This window comes from Pseudomonas sp. Pseusp97 (assembly GCF_047304025.1).
In the GTDB taxonomy this organism is placed as follows: domain Bacteria; phylum Pseudomonadota; class Gammaproteobacteria; order Pseudomonadales; family Pseudomonadaceae; genus Pseudomonas.
This window is the reverse complement of record NZ_JBGLYK010000028.1, coordinates 1-22,228: the sequence shown is the minus strand read 5'-3', so window position 1 is coordinate 22,228 and position 22,228 is coordinate 1. Positions and strand designations below refer to the sequence as shown.

Here is a 22,228-nt window from a genome sequence, read left to right as displayed (position 1 = left end):
GCAATGTCTGAACAACACATCCAGCAGATCGATGCCCTCGCACAGCGTGCCCGCATCCTGCCGGTGATCACCATCGACCGCGAGGCGGACATCCTGCCCATGGCGGATGCTCTGGCAGCCGGCGGCATCACCGTTCTGGAAGTGACCTTGCGGACTTCGCTGGGCCTCACTGCGATCCGCCAGTTGAGCGAGCAGCTCCCTGAGCTGGTCATCGGTGCCGGCACCGTGCTCGATCCGCAGACCTTCAGTCAGGCGGAAGAGGCGGGGGCGCAGTTCATCGTCACACCGGGTTGCACCGATGAGCTGCTGGAGTACGCCGTGACCCGCCCGGTGCCGCTGTTGCCGGGCGTCGCGACCGCATCGGAAATCATGGCGGCGTACCGCCATGGCCTGCGCCGCTTCAAGCTGTTCCCGGCCAAGGTCGCTGGTGGCGTGGAAGCGCTGAAGGCCTTCGGCGGACCCTTCCCGGAGGTGCGTTTCTGTCCCACCGGCGGCGTCGGCCCGGACAATCTCAGCGACTATTACCGGCTGGCCAACGTGATGTGCGTGGGCGGCAGCTGGATGCTGCCCAAGGCCGCCATCGACAGCGGCGACTGGGCCACGATCGAACGCCTGAGCCGCGAGGCGCTGGCGCTGTTGGACACACACTGAGCTGTCCTGATCTGGACATGCCCGGCCTTGTGCCGGGCTTTTTTATGCGCGCGTGAGGTGCTCTTCGTAGGAGCGAGCTTGCTCGCGAACAGCCCCGGCCTCTGAGCTGCCGGGAAATCCGTTCGCGAGCAAGCTCGCTCCTACAGGTAATGCGAGCGCCGCGGGGATCAATCCACCCCGACGAACCCGCCGGTCTGGTGACGCCACAGCCGCGCATACAGCCCGCCATGGGCGAGCAGCTCGGCATGGCTGCCGCTCTCGACCACGCGGCCGTGCTCCAGCACCACCAGGCGATCCATGCGCGCGATGGTGGACAGGCGGTGGGCGATTGCGATCACCGTCTTGCCCTGCATCAGGGTCTCCAGGCTCTCCTGGATCGCCGCTTCCACTTCCGAATCCAGGGCGGAAGTCGCTTCGTCGAGGATCAGGATCGGCGCGTCCTTGAGCAGCACGCGGGTGATTGCGATGCGCTGGCGCTGGCCGCCGGAGAGTTTCACGCCGCGTTCGCCGACATGGGCGTCGAGGCCGAAGCGGCCTTCGGCGTCGCTCAACTGCGGGATGAACTCCGAGGCACGGGCCTTCTGGATCGCGTCCTGCAGCTCGGCCTCGCCGGCGTCCGGGCGGCCGTAGAGCAGGTTGGAGCGGATCGATCGGTGCAGCAGCGAGGTGTCCTGGGTGACCATGCCGATCTGCGCGCGCAGGCTTTCCTGGGTGACGTGGGCGATGTCCTGGCCGTCGATCAGGATGCGTCCGCCCTCCAGGTCGTACAGGCGTAGCAGCAGGTTCACCAGGGTCGACTTGCCGGCGCCGGACGGGCCGACCAGGCCGATCTTCTCGCCGGGGCGCACGGTCAGGTCGAGGCCGCTGATCAGGCCGCCGCCCTTGCCATAACTGAAGTTCACCTGGTCGAAACGTACTTCGCCGCGTGTCACCACCAGCGGCTTGGCGTCGGGCGCGTCGATCACCTGGCGGGGCAGGGCGATGGTCTGCATGCCGTCCTGCACCTGGCCGACGTTCTCGAAGATGCCGCCGACCACCCACATGATCCAGCCGGACATGTTGACGATGCGGATGACCAGGCCGGTGGCCAGGGCGATGGCGCCCACCGAGATCAGCGACTGGGTCCACAGCCACAGGGCCAGCCCGGTGGTACCGGCGATCAGCAGGCCGTTGAACACGGTGATGGTAACGTCCATCGAGGTGACCACGCGCCCGGCGCGCTGGGCCTTGCGCGTCTGGTCGTCGATGGCGTCGCGGGCGTAGTCCTCTTCCTGGCGCGTATGGGCGAACAGCTTGAGGGTGGTGATGTTGGTGTAGCCGTCGACGATCCGGCCCATGAGTTTCGAGCGCGAATCCGAAGCGACCACCGAGCGGTGCTTCACCTGCGGAATGAAGTAGCCCAGCGCGCCGACGTAGCCGATCATCCACAGCAGCAGGGGGATCATCAGTCGCCAGTCGGCCTCGGCGAACAGCACCAGGGAACTGACGATGTAGATGAGTACGTGCCAGATGGCGTCGACCGCTTGCACGGCCGAGTCGCGCAGGGAGTTGCCGGTCTGCATGATGCGCTGGGCGATGCGGCCGGCGAAGTCGTTCTGGAAGAAGCCCAGGCTCTGCTTGAGCACGTAACGGTGGTTCTGCCAGCGGATCAGGTTGGTCATGCTGGGGTTGATGCTCTGGTGCACCAGCATGTCGTGCAGGCCGAAGAACACCGGGCGCAGGATCAGCGCCACCACGGCCATCCAGATCAATTCGCGGCCGTGCTGGGTAAAGAAGTCGGCAGGGGCGGTGCCTTGCGCGAGGTCGACGATACGCCCGAGGTAGCTGAACAGTGCCACTTCGATCAGCGCGGCGACCAGGCCGACGAGGAGCAGGGCGAGGAACACCGGCCAGACCTGGCGCAGGTAGTAGACGTAGAAGCGGATGACGTCGGTGGGCGGCATGCGCTCGGGGACGTCGCGGAAGGGATCGATCAGGCGTTCGAAACGACGGTAAAGCATGATGCCTCTCGGGTTGTGTCGGCGAGCCCGTCCTGGGCTCGCCTCGAATGGCCTCCGTCAGCCGTCCTCGTGAAGCTTACAGACGCTTGGCGGAGAGGATGACGACCGGAGTCTGCGGTACGTCCTGGAACATGCCACGGTTGCCGGTCTTCACGCCGGCAATCTGGTCGACTACGCCCATGCCGCGCACGACCTTGCCGAATACGGCGTAGCCGAAATCGCGGGCGCCGTGGTTGAGGAAGTCGTTGCCGGTCAGGTTGATGAAGAACTGGCTGGTGGCGGAGTTCACGTCGCTGGTGCGTGCCATGGCCAGGGTGCCGCGTTCGTTGAGCAGGCCATTGTCGGCCTCGTTCTTGATCGGCGCCTGGGTGTCCTTTTCCTTCATGGCTTCGGTGAAACCGCCGCCCTGGATCATGAAGTTGGGAATCACGCGGTGGAAGATGGTTCCGTTGTAGAAGCCGCTGTCGACGTAGGACAGGTAGTTCTTCACGGAAATCGGCGCCTTGTCGGCGTACAGCTCGATTTCGATTTCACCGGAGGTGGTGGACAGCAGCACGTGCGGCTTGTTGGCGTCGGCGGCGAATGCCGAGCCGGCCAGGACCAGGGAGCAGGCAGCGAGCAGGAAGCGTTTGAACAGGGTCATTTGGCGGATGTTTCCTGAGGTTCTAGGGATGGTCGACCTGCTCGAGGAAGTCGAGCAGGGTGGTATTGAATCTTTCCGGCTGGTCCAGCGGCGTCGCATGGCGCGAATCCTCGATCACCACCAGGCGTGCGTTGGGCATGCGCCCGACATAGGCCTGCTTGAGCGAGACGGGGGTGTAATCTCGGTCGGCGCTGATCACCAGGGTTGGACAGGTTATGCGCGCGAGGCGTTCCTGCACACCCCAGCCGATGATGGCGTGCAGGCTGGAGAGGTAGGCACGCTTGTCGTTCTGCGGCCAGCGCTGCTGGATCTTGCGGCGCAGGTCGCTCTGCTCGGGCTTGGGAAACAGCAGCTTGCCCAGCGCCCTGCCCACCGTATCCAGGCCCAGCACGTGGGCCAGGAACAGCCGGCGTGCGACCTCCAGGTACTCGCGCGGTGTGCGTGGCTTCACTTCCGGGGCACTGTTGACGATGGTCAGGCTGTTCAGCCGCTCCGGCCAGCGAGTAGCCAGTTCGAAGCCGATCATGCCGCCCATGCTGATGCCCACCAGGTGCACCCGGTCCAGGCCGAGATGGTCGAGCAGGGCGGTCACGTCCTCGGCAAAGGCGGCGATGCTGTAGCGCTGGCGCGGTTTGTCCGACTGGCCGTGGCCGCGTACGTCGAGGGCGATCACCCGGTGGCGTTTTTCCAGCTCCGGTATCTGGAACTCCCAGTCGCGGGTGCTGGAGCCGAGCCCGTGTACCAGCAGCACCGGCGTGCCGAATCCGCTTTCCTCATAGTGCAGGCGGTGTCCGGCGTGGTCGAAGAACGGCATGACGGGCTCCTTTGGCGTGCGCCCTGTCTGATCAGACCGGGCTCTCGGGTGCAGCGAAGTGGGCATCCAGCGGCACGTTGGCGTAGGCGGTCAGCAGTTCGACGAGAATCTGCGTGGCCGGGCCCAGGGGCTTTTCCTTGTTCGGGTAAAGATAGAAGCGGCTTTCGCGCACGCCGCCCTGTTTCATCGGCAGCGGTTTGAGCTGGCCGTCGCGCAGTTCGCGCTCGATCATGTGGCGTGGCAGCCAGGCGAAGCCCAGACCGTTGCTGACGAAGGTGGCGGCGGTGGCGAGGCTGCCGACCGTCCAGCGCTGTTCGGCGCCGAGCCAGCCGACGTCGCGCGGCTGCAGGCGGCCCGAGTCGCGGATCACCACCTGCATCTGGGTTTCCAGGTCCTGGTGGGTGACCTCGCGCTGCAGGCGATGCAGCGGATGATCCGGATGGGCGACGGCGACGAAGTCGACGATGGACAGGTCCGCGCCCAGATGGCCGGGAATGTTCAGGCCGCTGATGGCGAGGTCCGCATGGCCCTGCACCAGTGCTTCCTCGACGCCCGACAGCACTTCTTCGCGCAGCAGGACGCGACACCCGCGGCTCTGCGGCATGAAGGCCGACAGCGAGCGCACCAGGCGCACGGTGGGGTAGGCGGCGTCGACGACCAGGCGCACTTCCGGCTCCCAGCCCTGTTCCATGTGATGCGCCAGCTCTTCCAGCTGTCCTGCGGACTTCACCAGTTGCCGGGAGCGGCGCAGCAGCACCTCGCCGGCCTCGGTGAGCACGGCCTTGCGCCCGTCGATACGCAGCAGCGGCACGCCGAGCTGCTCCTGCATGCGCGCCACGGTGTAGCTGATCGACGACTGCGAACGGTGCAGGGCTTCCGCCGCCTGGGCGAAGCCTCCGTGGTCGACCACGGCCTGCAGGGTTCTCCACTGATCCAGGGTAACGCGGGGCGCTTTCATCCTCGCTTCCTCTTGTCTAATCTGGCGGTCCGCAGAAGACCAACAAGAGACCGCCATGAAAAAAATCTGTTGTGCCGTTCTGGCACTGCTGCCGCTGACCGCCCTGGCCTACCCCATTGAGGTACAGAAGAGCCTCAATGGCGCCGAGGTGGATATCGAGACCCAGGACATCGGCGACCAGATGGGCGCGATCATCCTGCGCAACGGCGGCCAGCAGCCGGTGACCTGCACCGCGGTCTTCGTCAACGGGCCCGAGACTCCGCACGTACGCAAGGCCACCCTCGCCCCGGGCAAGGAGGCCAACCTGACTTCCAGCTTCAGTCGCGCGGTGATCAAGTTGCGCATCAAGCTGACCTGCAACCCTTCCTGAGCCCTTGCAAGACTAGGGGCACTTCGGGGATAAATCAACTTAATCGATAATTGGAAGCGAATATTTGCGCTTTTTTATCGATTTGTTCATCTCTAGCATGATCTCCATCGACACATTCAATGACCGATGGAGGTCCAGTCCATGTCCCGCGTTCTGGTAATCGAAAGCAGTGCCCGTCAGGAAGGTTCCGTTTCCCGCCAACTGACCCGCGATTTCATCGCCCAGTGGCAGGCCGCCCATCCGGCCGACGAAGTCACGGTCCGCGACCTGGCCGTGGAACAGGTGCCGCACCTGGATGCCAACCTGCTCGGCGGCTGGATGAAGCCGGCCCAGGAGCACAGCGAGATCGAACGCGCTGCGCTGGAACGCTCCAACCTGCTGACCGCCGAACTGCAGGCCGCCGATGTGCTGGTGCTGGCCGCGCCCATGTACAACTTCGCCATCCCCAGCACGCTGAAGTCGTGGCTGGACCACGTGCTGCGCGCCGGAGTCACCTTCAAGTACACCGAGACCGGCCCGCAGGGCCTGCTCACCGGCAAGCGCGCCTTCGTGCTGACCAGCCGTGGCGGCGTCTATGCCGGCGGTGCGCTGGATCACCAGGAACCCTACCTGCGCCAGGCGCTGGGTTTCGTCGGCATCCACGACGTGACCTTCATCCACGCCGAAGGCCTGAACATGGGCGGTGAATTCGCCGAGAAAGGCCTGGCCAAGGCCAAGGCACAGCTCGCCGCCATCGCCTGATCCGTTTTCCCTTGCGCGTCCTTCCGCTCCTGGGCGCGACCGTGGCCGATCCCTTTCCCCGGGGGTCGGCCATTTTTTATCTGCCAAAGACTTGACCGGGTGAAAACACATCCTTTCCGTTCGGGCTGTTCAAAGCATGATCAGCATGCTAAAAGAACCTTGAGCTGATCTAGCCGCTTGAAAAAGAAGGGAAAACCATGACCAAGTCGGAGTTGATCGAGAGAATCGTCACCCATCAGGGGCAGCTTTCCGCAAAGGATGTGGAGCTGGCGATCAAGACCATGCTTGAGCAAATGTCCCAGGCCCTGGCCACTGGGGATCGCATCGAAATCCGGGGGTTCGGCAGCTTCTCGCTGCATTACCGTGCACCGCGCACCGGCCGCAACCCGAAAACCGGCGAGTCCGTGCGCCTGGACGGCAAGTTCGTCCCGCACTTCAAGCCCGGCAAGGAGTTGCGCGACCGCGTCAACGAACCCGAGTGACCCCGGGATATCCGTCTTCAAGAAGGAGTGTCCATGCTTCGGGCAAAACGTTTCCTGCTGATTCTCGCGCTGGTCATCCTGGCCGTCGCCGTCGTGGTTTTCGTCCTGGAAAACCTGCAGTCCACTCAGCTGACCTTCCTTGGCTGGCAGTCGCCGCAGTGGCCGCTGGTGGTCTTCATCTCCCTGGCTTTCATCGTTGGCGGTCTGATCGGCCTGCTGCTGAGCCTTCCCTTCCGTGCCAGGGCGCACGCCCGCATGAGCGGCCTGCGCTCCGAAGTCACCCGTTTCCGCAAGGAGAATGACGTGTTGCGTGAGAAGTCGCTGACGGACCATGCCTAGCGTCATCGCCACGCTGTTCTTCTTCTGCGCCCTGGCCATCGGCTGGTGGATGGGGCGTCGCTCGCTTTCCGGTCAGGCTGTACCGGCACGAGACGATCTTCGAGCCCGCGTCCACAGCATGCACAACTTGCTGGAACGGCACTCCGACGATGCGCTGGAGAGCCTTTCCCAGGGCCTGGTCGTCAGCCCCGAAACGCTCGAAAGCCACCTGCATGTCGGCAACCTGTTCCGCCGCCGTGGCGATATCGAGAAAGCCATCCACATCCATCGGGATCTGCTCAGCCGTGCCGGCGAAGATGGCGCGCTGGTCGCCCAGGTACGTCTGGAGCTGGCGCGCGACTATATCGCCGGCGGCCTGCTGGGCAGCGCCGAGGAGTTGCTGGACGAGCTGACGCAGCAGCGCGACGAGCCCATTTCCCTCGAGGCGCTGGATGAGCAGCGGCTGATCTGCGAGCGAGAGAAGAACTGGTCGCGAGCCATCGAGCTGGCCGCCCGGCTGGTGCCGAGCCGGCCGGAACTGAGCGCTGCGCTGGCCAACTATTACTGCGAGCTGGCCCAGGAAAAAGGCAGGAGCGGCGATCGCAGCGCCATGCAGGAGCTGCTGCGCGAAGCGCGGCGCGTCGACAAGGGCTGCGTGCGTGCTCTGCTGATGCGCCTGGACTGCGAACTGTGGCGCCAGGACTCGACGGCGGCCATCGCCACGATCAGCGAACTGGCGCGCGACGCCAGGCCTTTCCTGGGCGAGATCGTGGCGCTGCTGCGGCGCCATGATGGTCTCGCGCGGCCTGAGTTATTGGCCTGCCTGCGAGAGCTAGCAGCGGGCGAGGAGGTCCCGCCGGCGATCCTCGCGTTGCTTGCCGAAAGCGAGCCGCCGGAGAATTCCCTCACCTGGCGGACAAGCCTGCTGGAGCGGGTGGAGCGCCATCCTTCCTGGCAAGGGGTGGGCGAATACCTGGAAGTGGTGGGAAGCGAAGCTGAAAAAGATTCGGCGACGGGAAAAATCGCTCCAATAATCACCGGGTTGTATAAGACAATGCCGCGCTATCGCTGCGGCAAGTGCGGCTTCGCCGGTCGCGAACTGCACTGGCAATGCCCCAGCTGCCACGCTTGGAATGCTCTGCGGCCGATCATCTCGCCGCTTTGAAGTGTCCGCTCGAAACATGGAAGACGCCATGGGCGTCAGGTTCTGCAGGTGCTGGATTGAAGGTTCTACTCACGGGCGCAAGCGGTTTTGTCGGCCGAGGCGTGCTGGCGCGCTTGTGCCAGGAAGATGACGTGCAGGTTCGCGTCGCCCAGCGCGGCGCTCTGGCTCAATACCCCACAGGCGTCGACGTTGCGCTCATCGATGGGTTGAGCGTGGCTCAATCCTGGACGCAGGCGCTGCAAGGGATCGATGTAGTAATTCATTGCGCTGCGCGCGTTCACGTCATGGACGAGCAGGCGTGCGACCCGCTCGCGGAGTTTCGCGCGGTGAACGTCGAGGCGACCCGGCATCTGGCGCGACAGGCTGCGGCGGCCGGAGTGCGGCGCTTCGTTTTCGTCAGCTCGATCAAGGTCAATGGCGAGGAAACCGTGCCGGGGCGGCCTTTTACCGCCGACGCCGAGCCGCAACCGCAGGACCCCTACGGGCAGTCCAAGCTCGAAGCCGAACAGGCTTTGTTCGAGATTGCCCGGCAGACCGGGCTGGAAATCGTCGTGGTGCGTCCGCCGCTGGTCTACGGGCCGGGGGTGAAGGCCAATTTCGCCAGCCTGATGCGCGCCCTGCAGCGTCGCCTGCCATTGCCGTTCGGCTCCATCGACAATCGCCGCAGCCTGGTCGCGCGGGACAACCTGGTCGACCTGCTGCTGCTTTGCTCCCGCCATCCCGCGGCGGCCGGCCAGGTGTTCCTGGTGAGCGATGGTGAGGATTTGTCGACGGCACAGCTGTGCCGTGGCCTGAGCCGGGCCCTGGGCGTCCGCCCGCGTCTGCTGCCTGTTCCGGCTGCGCTGCTGCGCCTGCTGGGGGTGCTGAGCGGGCGGCGCCAGCAGGTCCAGCGTCTGCTGGGATCTCTGCAGGTGGATATCACTGCTACACGCAGCCGATTGGGCTGGACTCCCCCTGTCAGCGTCGAGCAGGGACTGCGCGAAGCGGCGAAGGATTTCGGGCGGGAGCAGGGGCGATGAACATGGCCATTCTGCTGGCGGGCGTGTTCGTCGCGTCCTGCGCGATGACTGCTGGCGTGCGTCGCTACGCGTTGGCGCGCAGCATCATGGATATTCCCAATGCCCGCAGCTCCCACCGGATTCCGACGCCGCGCGGCGGCGGTGTGGCCATTGTGCTGGGCTTCCTGGGCTGCCTGCCGCTGGCTGCTGCGTTCGGCGCAGTGGACGGGAACAGCCTGTTGGCCCTGTTGCCGGCTGGTGCGCTGGTCGCGGCCATAGGTTTCCTTGACGATCACCGCCATATTCCGGCGCGCTGGCGTCTGCTGGGGCATTTCGTCGCCGCGCTCTGGCTGCTTGGCTGGCTGGGCGGGGTACCCCCATTGCCGATGCCATGGGGTGTTCTGGATCTGGGGTTGGTCGGCGATATCCTCGGGCTGGTGTTCCTGGTCTGGCTGCTCAACCTGTACAACTTCATGGATGGCATCGACGGGATCGCCGGCCTGGAGGCCATCAGTGTTTGCCTGGGCGGTGCGCTCTGCGGCTGGCTCGCTGGCGGTTCGCAGCTGGCATGGCTGCCCTTGATCCTGGGAATGGCCGCGGCGGGCTTCCTGGTCTGGAACTTCCCGCCGGCGCGGATCTTCATGGGGGATGCGGGCAGCGGTTTCCTCGGGCTGATCCTCGGTGGACTGGCGTTACAGGCGGGCTCGCTCGTGCCGCCGCTCGTCTGGAGCTGGCTGGTCCTGCTCGGCGTGTTCGTGGTGGATGCCACCTTCACCCTGATTCATCGCCTGATGCGCGGCGAACGCGTCTACGAGGCGCATCGCAGTCACGCCTACCAGCGCGCTTCGCGGCGCTATGGCAGTCACCTGCGCGTCTCGCTGGCGGTCACTGCCATCAACCTGCTGTGGCTCACGCCCCTGGCATTGCTGGTAGCACTGGGGCATGTTTCAGGATTGCTGGCGCTGATTGTGGCCTATGCTCCTCTGGTGCTTGTCGTAGCTCATCTGGGCGCAGGTCGTCCGGATGAACAGGAAGTGAGCTGAACTCCGCCGGATCTGGCGGTCAATAGCGGGTGGACATTCCTCCGCTCGGGATTAAGGACAAGCGCTGATGCTTCGAGAACGCCTGCTGAGGCTTCCGAGACGAAACAAACGTTTGCTGCAGGTCCTCACCGACATCTGTCTGGTGTGGTTCGCGCTGTGGCTCGCATTCATCGTGCGGCTGGGAGCCGACGATCTGGAGTACCCGTTCCGCGTCCATGGCTGGCTGTTCGTGGCGGCGCCTGCGGTAGCGATTCCGCTGTTCATTCGCTTCGGCATGTACCGGGCGGTGATGCGTTATCTGGGCAATGACGCTTTGATCGCGATCTGGAAGGCAGTGACCATCTCGGCGTTGCTGCTCTCGCTGGTGGTCTACTGGAATCGCTCGGTGACCGAGGCGGTTCCCCGGTCGCTCGTGCTGAACTACTGGTGGCTCAGCCTGCTGATGATCGGCGGCCTGCGCCTGGCCATGCGTCAGTATTTCATGGGCGATTGGTACAGCACGGTCCAGGCGGTGCCCTTCCTCAAGCAGCAGGACGGGCTGCCCAAGGTTGCCGTCTATGGCGCCGGGTCTGCCGGCAACCAGCTGGTGGCGGCGCTGCGCCTGGGGCGTGCGATGCGTCCGGTAGCCTTCATCGATGACGATGACGAGATCGCCAACCGCATCATCGCTGGCCTGCGCGTCTACAAGCCCAAGCACATCCAGCAGATGATCGACGAGACCGGCGTGCAGGAAGTGCTGCTGGCCATCCCGTCCGCGACCCGTGCTCGTCGCCGTGAAATCCTCGGCCTGCTCGAGCCCTATCCGGTCCATGTGCGCAGCGTTCCGGGATTCATCGACCTGGCCAACGGCCGCGTACGGGTGGACGACATTCAGGAGGTCGACATCGCCGACCTGCTTGGGCGTGACCCGGTCGAGCCGCGCAAGGAGCTGTTCGAGCACTGCATCCGTGGCGAAGTGGTGATGGTCACCGGGGCCGGCGGCTCCATCGGTTCCGAGCTCTGTCGGCAGATACTCGGCTCCGGCCCCACCGTGCTGGTGTTGTTCGAACACAGCGAATACAACCTCTACCGCGTGCACCAGGAGCTGGAAAATCGCGTCAAGCGCGAGTCCCTGGCGGTGCAGCTGGTGCCGATCCTGGGCTCCGTGCGCAGTGCCGAGCGCCTGCTGGACGTCATGCGTACCTGGAAGGTCGCCACCGTCTACCACGCCGCCGCTTACAAGCACGTGCCCATCGTCGAGCACAACATCTCCGAAGGCGTGCTGAACAATGTGATGGGCACGCTGCATACGGCGCAGGTGGCGGTGCAGGCCGGCGTCGAGCACTTCGTGCTGATTTCCACGGACAAGGCAGTGCGCCCGACCAATGTGATGGGCAGCACCAAGCGCCTCGCGGAAATGATCCTGCAGGCGCTGAGCCAGGAGTCGGCTCCGGTGCTGTTCGGCGACAAGTCCGGTGTGCACCAGGTCAACAAGACCCGGTTCACCATGGTTCGCTTTGGCAACGTGCTGGGGTCCTCCGGCTCGGTCATCCCGCTGTTCCGTGAGCAGATCAAGCGAGGCGGGCCGGTCACCGTCACCCATCCGGGCATCACCCGCTATTTCATGACCATCCCCGAGGCCGCCCAGCTGGTGATCCAGGCCGGCTCCATGGGCCGAGGCGGCGACGTCTTCGTGCTGGACATGGGGCAGCCGGTGAAGATCCTCGAACTGGCCGAGCGGATGATCCACCTGTCCGGCCTGAGCGTGCGCTCGGAGCGCGTGCCCCATGGCGACATTTCCATCGAGTTCAGCGGCCTGCGGCCCGGCGAGAAACTCTATGAGGAGCTGCTGATCGGTGACAACGTCAGCGCCACCGAGCACCCGATGATCATGAAGGCCAACGAGGAGCTGATGCCCTGGGAGGGCTTCAAGCTGGTGCTGGCCGACCTGCTGAAGGCGGTGGACCAGGGTAATTACGCGCGAGTGCGGCAACTGCTGCGGGAAACCGTCAGCGGCTATTGCCCCGAGGGCGAGATCGTCGACCTGATTCACCAGCAGCGGCGGATGGAGCCCTGATCCCGGGCCCCTAGCAGACGCGGTGATCGTCGCGTCTGCGAACATCGTCAGTTCTTTCCTGGCGATCTGTCGGCGGCGCCGGAAATTGCCGCCGACTCTCTAAACCGAAGTTTTCCACCGTATTCCTGGCGATATGTTCACTGGGCGGCGCGTTTGCGCTTGCCTTGAAATCCCTTACGCCAAGGAATGATCCATGAAGAAGAACCTGCTTTCCGTCTTCAGTCTGATCCTGTTTGCCAGCCTCACTTTCGGCGGTTTCGCCCAGGCAGCCACCGCTGCGCAGCCGGCGGCCAAACCGCCAGCCGAAGCGCCAGCACCGGCCGCCAAGGCGCCTGTCTCCCAGGTAGAGGCGGTGAACATCAACACGGCGTCTGCCGAAGAGCTGCAGAAGTCCCTGAAGGGCATCGGCAAGGTGAAGGCCCAGGCCATCGTCGAATACCGCACGAGCAACGGCCCGTTCACCACGGTTGATCAACTTCTGGAAGTAAAGGGCATCGGCAAGGGCACGCTGGACAAGAACCGCGACAGGATTTCCCTCTGAGACTTTGCCTGATGCAACGAAAAGCCGGTCGATGACCGGCTTTTCTTTGGAGCGCATTTTCTCTGACCCAATAAAAAAGCCCCCGGCGTGTGCCGAGGGCTTTGAATTTGGCTCCGCGACCTGGACTCGACGGCGTCAGCCGAACGCGCTTCAGCGCGGCCCCGAAGGGGGAATCACCTGGGACGCAGTCCCTGGCGAGAGTCCAGCGCCCAATAAAAAAGCCCCCGGCATGTGCCGAGGGCTTTGAATTTGGCTCCGCGACCTGGACTCGAACCAGGGACCCAATGATTAACAGTCATTTGCTCTACCGACTGAGCTATCGCGGAACAACGGTGCGTATCTTACTGATAAAGAAGGGGAAGTCAATATTCAGCCGACGACTTCCCCGACTTTTTTACAGCACCTGGACGATGGCGCGGGTGACGGTGTCCAGGTTGCCGTTGTTCAGCGCGGCGACGCAGATGCGACCGGTGCCGACGGCGTAGATGCCGAACTCATTCTTCAGGCGCTCGACCTGCTCGGCGGTCAGGCCGGAGTAGGAGAACATGCCGCGCTGCTGGGCAACGAAGCCGAAGTCACGCTTGGCGCCGAGGGCGGCCAGTTGCTCGACCATGGCGATGCGCATGGCGCGGATGCGGGTGCGCATTTCGCCCAGCTCGTCTTCCCAGACCGCACGCAGTTCCGGGCTGTTCAGCACGGCGGCGACGACGCTGGCGCCGTGGGTCGGCGGGTTGGAATAGTTGGTGCGGATCACGCGCTTGACCTGGGACAGGACGCGGGCGGATTCCTCGCGGCTGTCGGTCACCACCGACAGGGCGCCGACGCGCTCGCCGTACAGCGAGAACGACTTGGAGAACGAGCTGGAAACGAAGAAGTTCAGGCCCGACTTGGCGAACAGGCGCACCGCGGCGGCGTCTTCGTCGATGCCGTCACCGAAGCCCTGGTAGGCGATGTCGAGGAAGGGCACGTGGCCCTTGGCCTTGAGCACGTCCAGCACCTGCTTCCAGTCGTCCATGGTCAGGTCGACGCCCGTCGGGTTGTGGCAACAAGCGTGCAGAACCACGATCGATTGGGAAGGCAGGGCGTTCAGGTCTTCGAGCAGGCCGGCACGGTTCACGCCATTGGTGGCGGCGTCGTAGTAACGGTAGTTCTGCACCGGGAAGCCGGCGGATTCGAACAGCGCGCGGTGGTTTTCCCAGCTCGGGTCGCTGATGGCGACGGTGGCGTTGGGCAACAGGCGCTTGAGGAAGTCGGCGCCGGTCTTCAGCGCGCCGGTACCGCCAACGGCCTGGGTGGTGACCACACGGCCTTCGGCCAGCAGCTCGGAATCAGCGCCGAACAGCAGCTTCTGCACGCCGGAGTCGTAGGCGGCGATGCCTTCGATCGGCAGGTAGCCGCGCGGAGCGTGGGCCTCGATGCGGGCCTTCTCCGCGGCCTGGACGGCGCGCAGCAACGGGAGACGGCCTTCCTCGTTGTAGTACACGCCCACGCCCAGGTTGATCTTGCCCGGGCGGGTATCGGCGTTGAAAGCTTCGTTCAGGCCCAGGATCGGGTCGCGGGGGGCCATTTCGACAGCGGAGAACAGACTCATGTTGGCAGCAGCTCTAAGGCGGGAGTGAAGTGCAATTGCAACCCACCCGCTCACGGCGCTGGGGGTTGCGTCGACGGGCCGGTATTATATAGGCCTCTACGGCAGGCGGCGAGTTGTCGCGCATGCTTTTCGACTGGTATGACGCTTTGGCGACCGAAGCGTCACACGCCAAAGCGAGGTTCCCATGTCGATTTTTCAACTGGATTCGCGATTCCAGCCTGCTGGCGACCAGCCCGAGGCCATCCGACAGATGGTGGAAGGCCTGGAGGCGGGCCTGTCGCACCAGACGCTGTTGGGGGTGACCGGCTCCGGCAAGACCTTCAGCATCGCCAACGTCATTTCCCAGGTGCAGCGCCCGACCATGGTGCTGGCGCCGAACAAGACGCTGGCCGCGCAGCTCTATGGCGAGTTCAAGACCTTCTTCCCGAACAACGCCGTGGAGTACTTCGTCTCCTACTACGACTACTACCAGCCCGAGGCCTACGTACCGTCCTCGGACACCTACATCGAGAAGGATTCCTCGATCAACGACCACATCGAGCAGATGCGGCTGTCGGCGACCAAGGCGCTGCTGGAGCGCAAGGACGCCATCATCGTCTGCACCGTGTCGTCGATCTACGGCCTGGGCGACCCGGCGTCCTACCTCAAGATGGTCCTGCACCTGGACCGCGGCGACAAGATGGACCAGCGCGAACTGCTGCGCCGCCTGACCAGCCTGCAATACACCCGCAACGACATGGACTTCGCCCGCGCGACCTTCCGCGTGCGCGGCGACGTGATCGATATCTTCCCGGCGGAATCGGACCTGGAAGCCATCCGCGTCGAGCTGTTCGACGACGAAGTGGAGAACATCGCCGCCTTCGACCCGTTGACCGGCGAAGTGCTCACCAAGCTGCCGCGCTTCACCTTCTACCCCAAGAGCCACTACGTCACCCCACGGGAGACGCTGCTCGAAGCGGTGGAGCAGATCAAGGCCGAGCTCAAGCAGCGCCTGGACTACCTGCGCACCAACAACAAGCTGGTGGAAGCCCAGCGCCTGGAGCAGCGCACCCGCTTCGACCTGGAGATGATCCTCGAACTGGGCTACTGCAACGGCATCGAGAACTACTCGCGTTACCTTTCCGGGCGCGGTCCCGGCGAGCCGCCACCGACCCTCTATGATTACCTGCCGGACAACGCGCTGCTGGTGATCGACGAATCCCACGTCAGCGTTCCCCAGGTCGGCGCCATGTACAAGGGCGACCGTTCGCGCAAGGAAACCCTGGTGGAGTACGGCTTCCGCCTGCCCTCGGCGCTGGACAACCGGCCGCTGCGTTTCGAGGAGTGGGAGGCGATCAGCCCGCAGACCATCTTCGTCTCGGCGACGCCGGGCCCGTATGAGGATCAGCACGCTGGCCGGGTGATCGAGCAGGTGGTGCGGCCCACCGGGCTGGTCGACCCGGAAGTGGAAATCCGCCCGGCGACCACCCAGGTGGATGACCTGCTCTCGGAAATCGGCAAGCGCGTGGCGCTGGATCAGCGCGTGCTGGTCACCACCCTGACCAAGCGCATGGCCGAAGACCTCACCGACTACCTCGGCGACCACGACGTGCGCGTGCGCTACCTGCACTCGGACATCGACACCGTGGAGCGGGTGGAAATCATCCGCGACCTGCGCCTGGGCAAGTTCGACGTGCTGGTGGGCATCAACCTGCTGCGCGAGGGCCTGGACATGCCCGAGGTGGCGCTGGTGGCGATTCTCGATGCGGACAAGGAAGGCTTCCTGCGTTCCGAGCGCTCGCTGATCCAGACCATCGGCCGCGCCGCGCGGAACCTGCACGGCAAGGCGATCCTCTACGCCGACAACATGACCGGATCGATGCAGCGGGCGATCAACGAGACCGAGCGCCGCCGCACCAAGCAGCTGGAATTCAACGCCAAGCACGGCATCGTGCCCAAGGGCGTGAAGAAGGACATCAAGGACATCCTCGAGGGCGCCGTGGTGCCAGGCGCCAAGGGCAAGCGCCGTAGCCTGGCGAAAGTGGCGGAGGAGAGCGGCAAGTACGAGAACGAGCTGCGCACGCCGGACGAGATCGGCAAACGCATCAAGCAGCTGGAAGAGCGCATGTACCAACTGGCCCGCGACCTGGAGTTCGAAGCCGCGGCGGGTGTGCGCGACGAGATCGGCAAGCTGCGGGATCGGATGGTTTCGATGGGGTGAACGGGGAGGGTAGCCGGGAGCATGGACGGCTTTTCGTAGGAGCGAGCTTGCTCGCGAACCACATGGCACCGTCATGCTCCGGCGTGAAGCGGATTCGCGAGCAAGCTCGCTCCTACAAGGGCGCGCGTAGCGCGGGGCGGTCAGTGCGCCCCGGCTCCCGCTCCAGCCCCCATGCCCTCCGGTAGCGGACGGGTCAGCAGCACCGCCACCATGCTCACCGCCAGCACGATGCCGATGGCGTGGAAAGCATCGTTGTAGGCCATGATCGCGGCCTGCTGGTGGACGATCTCGCTGATCTTGCCCAACGCCGCCTGCTGCGTTCCCAGCTGCGAGGTCAGTTGTGCCAGGCGCTCGTCCACCGCGCCGTTCACCGGCACCACAGCTTCGCGCAGGTAGTCGTAATAGACCTTGGCGCGGCTATCCAGCAGGGTCGCCAGCAGGGCGATGCCGATGGCGCCGCCCAGGTTGCGCAGGATGTTGAACAGGCTGGAAGCCGAGCCCGCGTCCTGCGGCTGCAGGTAGACGGTGGCGATCAGCGAGATGGTGACCATCACCATCGGCTGGCCGAGCGCGCGCAACAGCTGGATCTGGTTGAACTGCGGGCCGGCGAAGTCCGGGTTGAGCACGCCGGAGAAGAAGCTCGCCATGCCGAACAGGCCAAAGCCCATGGCGCAGAGCAGGCGCGGCTCGATGATCTTCATCAGCTTGGGAATCAGCGGGATGAGGAACAGTTGCGGCACGCCCATCCACATGATCACCTCGCCGATCTGCATGGCGTTGTAGCCCTGGATCTGCGCGAGATACAGCGGCAGCACGTAGATCGAGCCGTACAGCCCCATCCCCAGGCCGATGCTGGAAATGCTCGACAGCCCGAAGTTGCGGTTGCGCAGGATGCCCAGGTTGATCAGCGGATTCGGCCGCGAGGTCTGCAGGATCACGAAGAGGATCAGGCTGACCAGGGCGATGCTGCCCAGGCTGACGATCAGGTTCGATTCCAGCCAGTCCTTGCGATGGCCTTCCTCGAGGAACACCTGCAGGCAGCCCAGGCCGATGGCCATGGTGACGATGCCGGCGTAGTCGGTGCTCTTCAGCAGTTCCCAGTGCGCTTCCTTCTTTTCCAGGCCGTAGAGCAGGCCGGCGATCATCAGCAGGCCCGGCGGGATGTTGATGTAGAAGATGTATTCCCAGCCGAAGTTCTCCGTCAGCCAGCCGCCCAGGGTCGGGCCGATGGAGGGCGCGAAGGTGGCGGTGATGGCGAACAGCGCCATGCCCTTGGGGCGGTGGTGCTCCGGCAGCTTGATCAGCGCCAGGGTGAAGGCCAGGGGAATCAGCGCGCCGCCGGTGAAGCCCTGCATGGCGCGGAACACGATCATGCTCTCCAGGTTCCAGGCGAACGAGCAGAGCAGCGACGAGAACAGGAAGCCGACCGAGATCATCCAGGCCAGCCGGCGCGCCGAGAGCAGCTGCACCAGCCAGGCGGTGAGCGGGATCATGATGATCTCGGCCACCAGGTACGAGGTGGAGATCCACGAGCCTTCTTCCAGGGTGGCGGCCAGCGCGCCCTGGATGTCCTTGAGCGAAGAGTTGGTGATCTGAATGTCGAGCACCGCCATGAACGCGCCGAGCATGGCGCTGAACACGGCGATCCAGTCGCGGCGGGTCGGTTCGCCGACCGGCCGGATCAGTTGATCACCGGCCACTCAGCTCGACCTCTGCCTCGACGGACATGCCCGGGCGGATCAGCCCCTTGAGCGGGTTGTCGTCGGCGAAGGTGATCTTGACAGGAATGCGCTGCACCACCTTGGTGAAATTGCCGGTGGCGTTGTCCGGCGGCAGCAGGCTGAACTGCGCACCGGAAGCGGCGAACAGGCTCTGCACCTGGCCTTCGATGGGCTGGTGGGGGAAGGAGTCGAACATCAGTCTGGCGGTCTGGCCGGGGCGCATCCTGCCGATCTGGGTTTCCTTGAAGTTGGCCTGGACCCAGATGCCGTCGTCCGGCACCAGCGACAGCAACTGGCTGCCGACCTGTACGTACTGGCCGACGCGGGCGCCGCGCTGGCCGACCAGGCCGCTGACTGGCGCGTGGATTTCGGTGCGGGCGAGGTTGATCTCGGCCTGGGCGATGTCGGCGCGGGCGCTTTCGATCTGCGCCTGCAGGCGCTGCACATCCGTGGCGAGGGTCTCGCGCTGCACGCGCTGGGCCTGCAGGTCAGCCTGGGCCTTGGCCACTTGCGAGCGGGCGACATTGGAGTCGGCGGCCAGGGTGGTCACGCGCTCTTCCGATACGTAGCCGGGCTTGCGCAGCGCCTGGGCGCGGCCTAGGTCGACCTCGGTGCGGCCGAGGGTGGCCTGGCTGGCGTTCACGTCGGCCGCGCTGGCGGCGATCATGCTGGTCTGGCCCTTGAGCTTGCTGCGCGCCTGCTCCAGTTCCGCCTCGCGGGTGGCCAGGGTGGCCTTGGCGCGGTCCAGCGCGAGCTGGAAGTCGGCGGCTTCGAGCTTCACCAGCAACTGGCCTTTCTCGACGTGCTGGTTGTCCTGCACCAGCACCTCGTCGACGCGGGCGCCGAGCTGGCTGGCGATGCGGGTGATCTCACCCTGCACGTAGGCGTTGTCGGTGCTCTCGACGAAGCGGCCGATGAAGTACCAGCGCGCCAGGAAGGCGAGGGCGACCACGGCGAGGATGACGAAGAACACGGACAGGCGGCGTTTCAATTGTGCGGGCATAGGTAAACGAGCGTTTGGTTGGCCAAAAAATGTTTGCCAATGTAACAGTGTTCCGTGGCGGCACGTAGCCGCTACACTTCGGAAACTTTGTTGCTTATAGGGAACAATCATGGGGCTGGATGATGCGCTGATCTTCACCCGCGTGGTGGAACTGCACAGTTTCACCCAGGCCGCGCAAAGCCTGGGGATGCAGAAATCCACGGTGAGCCGGCGTATCGCGCTGCTGGAAGAGCGGCTGGGCGTACGCCTGATCAATCGCACCACGCGCAAGCTGCGCCTGACCGAAGTGGGCCAGGCCTACTACGACCGTTGCCGGCAGATCATGCACGACTTCGCCGAGGCCGAGCAGGCGGTGATGCAACTGCAGCAGGCGCCGTCCGGATTGTTGCGCATCAGCGCGCCCATCGAGTTCGGCCAGATGTACCTGGCCAAGGTGGTGGGCGACTTCATGAACCTTTATCCCCAGATCACCGCCGAGGTCGAACTGACCTCGCGCACCGTCGATCCGCTGGAGGAGGGCGTGGACATCGTCATCATGGTCGGCCAGCCGGAGGATTCGACCCTGATCGCCCGGCGCATGCTGACCACCAACCGCTGCCTGTGCGCCAGCCCGGATTACCTGGCGCTGCACGGCCGCCCGGAAACCGTCGAGGAACTGGCCGGCCACCGCGCCGTGCTGCTGCAGGCCGACTCCCAGCGTTACTGGCCGCTGCGCGGGGAAACCGTGCCGTGCCATCGGGTGCTGTCCTGCAACAACATCACCTTCGCCCGCGAAGCCGTGCTGGCCGGCGTGGGGATCGCCTCGCTGCCGGAACTGATCGTCGACGAACAATTGGCCAGCGGCCGTCTGGTACGCGTGCTGCCGCAGGTCCAGTTGCCGGTCGGCGAGCTGTACGCCGTCTACCCGTCGCGGCGTTTTCAGGCGATGAAAGTGAAGGCATTCCTCGACTTCCTCATCCATAACCTGCCCATCGATCCCGGTCGCTGGCTGGAGCCGAAGGCGGCCCGCCTGATACCATCGCACCCATGAGCGCGCGCGCCGTCGCGCGCTGTCCGCTTCACTCGAAGAATTGCTGCACACGAGAGCCTTCATGACCACAGTCCGCACCCGTATCGCGCCGTCTCCCACCGGCGACCCGCACGTCGGCACCGCGTATATCGCGCTGTTCAACCTCTGCTTCGCCCGCCAGCACGGCGGTCAGTTCATTCTGCGCATCGAGGACACCGACCAGGTGCGCTCGACCCGCGAATCGGAACAGCAGATCTTCGACGCGCTGCGCTGGCTGGGTATCGAGTGGGACGAGGGCCCGGACGTCGGCGGCCCGCATGGCCCGTACCGGCAGAGCGAGCGCGGCGCCATCTATAAGCAGTACAGCGACGAGCTGGTCGAGAAAGGCCATGCCTTCCCCTGCTTCTGCTCTTCCGAGCGACTCGACGCGCTGCGTGCCGAGCAACAGGCGCGCAAGGAAACCCCGCGCTACGACGGCCATTGCATGCACATCCCGAAAGAGGAGTCGGCCAAGCGTATTGCCGCCGGCGAATCCCACGTGGTGCGCATGAAGGTGCCGACCGAGGGCGTCTGCGTGGTGCCGGACATGCTCCGTGGCGACGTGGAAATCCCGTGGGACCGCATGGACATGCAGGTGCTGATGAAGGCCGACGGCCTGCCCACCTACTTCCTCGCCAACGTGGTCGACGACCACCTGATGGGCATCACCCACGTCCTGCGTGGCGAAGAGTGGCTGCCTTCGGCGCCCAAGCTGATCAAGCTGTACGAGTACTTCGGCTGGGAGCAGCCGGTGCTCTGCTACATGCCGCTGCTGCGCAACCCGGACAAGAGCAAGCTGTCCAAGCGCAAGAACCCTACGTCCATCACCTTCTACGAGCGCATGGGCCTGCTGCCCCAGGCGCTGCTGAACTACCTCGGCCGCATGGGCTGGTCCATGCCCGACGAGCGCGAGAAGTTCAGCCTGGCGGAGATGATCGAGCACTTCGACCTGTCCCGCGTTTCGCTGGGCGGCCCGATCTTCGACATCGAGAAGCTCTCCTGGCTGAACGGCCAGTGGATTCGCGAGCTGTCGGTCGAAGACTTCGCCAAGGAAGTGCAGAAGTGGGCGCTCAACCCCGAGTACCTGATGAAGATCGCCCCGCACGTGCAAGGCCGCGTGGAGAACTTCAGCCAGATCGCTCCGCTGGCCGGCTTCTTCTTCAGCGGCGGCGTGCAACTGGACGCCAAGCTGTTCGAGCACAAGAAGCTCGACGCCACCCAGGTGCGCCAGGTGTTGCAACTGGTGCTGTGGAAGCTTGAAGCGCTGCGCCAGTGGGAAAAGGATCGCATCACCGCGACCATCCAGGCTGTGGCCGAGCACCTGGGCCTCAAGCTGCGTGACGTGATGCCGCTGATGTTCCCGGCCATCACCGGCCAGGCCAGCTCGGTCTCGGTGCTCGACGCCATGGAGATCCTCGGCGCCGACCTGTCGCGCTATCGCCTGCGCCAGGCCCTGGAACTGCTGGGTGGCGCGTCGAAGAAAGAAGCCAAGGAGTGGGAAAAGATTCGCGACGCCATCGGCTCCTGAGTTCTTTCCTACACAGAAAAAGGCCGGGCGCTGCGAAGCGTCCGGCCTTTTTCATGCCGACGCCGGCGGTTGCGAGCGAGCCGGAGGAAGGCAGGCGAGCCCCGGATTTTGCCGGGCGGAAACCGGGGTGGTCACATAAGTGATTGTTCTATGGGAGAAAAAAATAAGAAATCTGAAAAAATGTTGTTGACAGGGGTTCGCCTCACCCCTAAGATGCGCCCCGTTCCAGCGACGAACTGAACTGACAGAACGAAGCGGAACGGTAGATCCAGCGGTACTTTGGGGCTATAGCTCAGCTGGGAGAGCGCTTGCATGGCATGCAAGAGGTCGACGGTTCGATCCCGTCTAGCTCCACCA

General features: G+C 64.6%; 20 protein-coding genes and 2 tRNA genes. 14 read left to right on the top strand and 8 right to left on the bottom strand.

Going from position 1 to position 22,228, the window contains the following annotated elements; genetic code table 11:
* Positions 1–3: 3 nt before the first annotated feature.
* Positions 4–651: a bifunctional 4-hydroxy-2-oxoglutarate aldolase/2-dehydro-3-deoxy-phosphogluconate aldolase gene (locus ACCC94_RS08150; RefSeq protein ID WP_413348799.1), complete on the top strand. Its 648-nt coding sequence runs from the start codon at positions 4–6 to the stop codon at positions 649–651.
* Between the two features lie 167 nt (positions 652–818).
* Here the strand turns inward: ACCC94_RS08150 and ACCC94_RS08145 are convergent, their stop codons facing one another.
* The 4 genes from ACCC94_RS08145 to ACCC94_RS08130 all read right to left on the bottom strand — a co-directional run bounded on the left by ACCC94_RS08145 (position 819) and on the right by ACCC94_RS08130 (position 5,066).
* A complete protein-coding gene (locus ACCC94_RS08145; RefSeq protein WP_413348798.1) occupies positions 819–2,651 on the bottom strand; it encodes an ABC transporter ATP-binding protein in 1,833 nt (610 codons plus the stop codon).
* Between the two features lie 76 nt (positions 2,652–2,727).
* Positions 2,728–3,288, bottom strand: a complete 561-nt coding sequence (locus ACCC94_RS08140) for a peptidylprolyl isomerase (protein ID WP_413348822.1) — start codon at positions 3,286–3,288, stop codon at positions 2,728–2,730.
* 28 nt (positions 3,289–3,316) lie between these two features.
* Positions 3,317–4,108 (bottom strand): alpha/beta fold hydrolase, encoded by a 792-nt coding sequence (locus ACCC94_RS08135; RefSeq protein WP_413348797.1) that lies wholly within the window; start codon positions 4,106–4,108, stop codon positions 3,317–3,319.
* A gap of 31 nt (positions 4,109–4,139) precedes the next feature.
* Positions 4,140–5,066: a LysR family transcriptional regulator gene (locus tag ACCC94_RS08130; RefSeq protein ID WP_413348796.1), complete on the bottom strand. Its 927-nt coding sequence runs from the start codon at positions 5,064–5,066 to the stop codon at positions 4,140–4,142.
* 55 nt (positions 5,067–5,121) lie between these two features.
* Here ACCC94_RS08130 and ACCC94_RS08125 point away from each other — a divergent pair, with 55 nt between their 5' ends.
* The 9 genes from ACCC94_RS08125 (at position 5,122) to ACCC94_RS08085 (ending at position 12,780) form a co-directional block, all read left to right on the top strand.
* On the top strand, positions 5,122–5,436 hold the full coding sequence (locus ACCC94_RS08125; RefSeq protein WP_413348795.1) for a 3-phosphoglycerate kinase: 315 nt from the start codon (positions 5,122–5,124) through the stop codon (positions 5,434–5,436).
* Positions 5,437–5,577: 141 nt separating this feature from the next.
* Complete coding sequence (locus ACCC94_RS08120) at positions 5,578–6,177, top strand: FMN-dependent NADH-azoreductase (RefSeq protein WP_413348794.1); 600 nt, start codon at positions 5,578–5,580, stop codon at positions 6,175–6,177.
* A gap of 197 nt (positions 6,178–6,374) precedes the next feature.
* On the top strand, positions 6,375–6,659 hold the full coding sequence (gene ihfB, locus ACCC94_RS08115) for an integration host factor subunit beta (RefSeq protein WP_015478091.1): 285 nt from the start codon (positions 6,375–6,377) through the stop codon (positions 6,657–6,659).
* Positions 6,660–6,692: 33 nt separating this feature from the next.
* Positions 6,693–6,998 carry a lipopolysaccharide assembly protein LapA domain-containing protein gene (locus ACCC94_RS08110; protein WP_413348793.1) on the top strand — a complete coding sequence of 102 codons (306 nt, stop codon included), beginning with the start codon at positions 6,693–6,695 and terminating at the stop codon, positions 6,996–6,998.
* Complete coding sequence (locus ACCC94_RS08105) at positions 6,991–8,142, top strand: hypothetical protein (RefSeq protein WP_413348792.1); 1,152 nt, start codon at positions 6,991–6,993, stop codon at positions 8,140–8,142. The genes ACCC94_RS08110 and ACCC94_RS08105 overlap by 8 nt, the downstream gene beginning before the upstream one ends.
* 56 nt (positions 8,143–8,198) lie before the next feature.
* Positions 8,199–9,161, top strand: coding sequence for a UDP-glucose 4-epimerase family protein (locus tag ACCC94_RS08100; RefSeq protein ID WP_413348791.1), 963 nt, complete (start codon positions 8,199–8,201; stop codon positions 9,159–9,161).
* The gene (locus ACCC94_RS08095; RefSeq protein WP_413348790.1) at positions 9,158–10,183 is read left to right on the top strand and encodes an MraY family glycosyltransferase; all 1,026 of its coding nucleotides are present in this window, start codon (positions 9,158–9,160) and stop codon (positions 10,181–10,183) included. Before ACCC94_RS08100 ends, ACCC94_RS08095 begins: the two co-directional genes overlap by 4 nt.
* Positions 10,184–10,250: 67 nt before the next feature.
* A complete protein-coding gene (locus ACCC94_RS08090; protein WP_413348789.1) occupies positions 10,251–12,239 on the top strand; it encodes a polysaccharide biosynthesis protein in 1,989 nt (662 codons plus the stop codon).
* Positions 12,240–12,432: 193 nt separating this feature from the next.
* Positions 12,433–12,780 carry a ComEA family DNA-binding protein gene (locus ACCC94_RS08085; protein WP_413348788.1) on the top strand — a complete coding sequence of 116 codons (348 nt, stop codon included), beginning with the start codon at positions 12,433–12,435 and terminating at the stop codon, positions 12,778–12,780.
* Positions 12,781–13,030: 250 nt separating this feature from the next.
* Here ACCC94_RS08085 and ACCC94_RS08080 read toward each other — a convergent pair.
* Together ACCC94_RS08080 and ACCC94_RS08075 are read right to left on the bottom strand one after the other, a co-directional pair.
* A tRNA-Asn gene (locus ACCC94_RS08080) sits at positions 13,031–13,106 on the bottom strand.
* Between the two features lie 68 nt (positions 13,107–13,174).
* Positions 13,175–14,371 (bottom strand): amino acid aminotransferase, encoded by a 1,197-nt coding sequence (locus ACCC94_RS08075; protein WP_413348787.1) that lies wholly within the window; start codon positions 14,369–14,371, stop codon positions 13,175–13,177.
* 184 nt (positions 14,372–14,555) lie between these two features.
* Here ACCC94_RS08075 and uvrB point away from each other — a divergent pair, with 184 nt between their 5' ends.
* Complete coding sequence (uvrB, locus tag ACCC94_RS08070) at positions 14,556–16,571, top strand: excinuclease ABC subunit UvrB (RefSeq protein WP_413348786.1); 2,016 nt, start codon at positions 14,556–14,558, stop codon at positions 16,569–16,571.
* Between the two features lie 140 nt (positions 16,572–16,711).
* On the opposite strand, the gene ACCC94_RS08065 is transcribed toward uvrB, so the two are convergent.
* A complete protein-coding gene (locus tag ACCC94_RS08065; protein WP_413348821.1) occupies positions 16,712–18,211 on the bottom strand; it encodes an MDR family MFS transporter in 1,500 nt (499 codons plus the stop codon).
* A 49-nt stretch (positions 18,212–18,260) separates the two neighbouring features.
* A complete protein-coding gene (locus ACCC94_RS08060) occupies positions 18,261–19,295 on the bottom strand; it encodes an HlyD family secretion protein (RefSeq protein ID WP_413348785.1) in 1,035 nt (344 codons plus the stop codon).
* 109 nt (positions 19,296–19,404) lie between these two features.
* On the opposite strand from ACCC94_RS08060, the gene ACCC94_RS08055 reads away from it, so the two are divergent.
* The 3 genes from ACCC94_RS08055 (at position 19,405) to ACCC94_RS08045 (ending at position 22,228) form a co-directional block, all read left to right on the top strand.
* Positions 19,405–20,325: a LysR family transcriptional regulator gene (locus ACCC94_RS08055; RefSeq protein ID WP_413348784.1), complete on the top strand. Its 921-nt coding sequence runs from the start codon at positions 19,405–19,407 to the stop codon at positions 20,323–20,325.
* Positions 20,326–20,386: 61 nt separating this feature from the next.
* On the top strand, positions 20,387–21,871 hold the full coding sequence (gene gltX, locus ACCC94_RS08050) for a glutamate--tRNA ligase (protein ID WP_045211929.1): 1,485 nt from the start codon (positions 20,387–20,389) through the stop codon (positions 21,869–21,871).
* 281 nt (positions 21,872–22,152) lie between these two features.
* Positions 22,153–22,228, top strand: a tRNA-Ala gene (locus ACCC94_RS08045).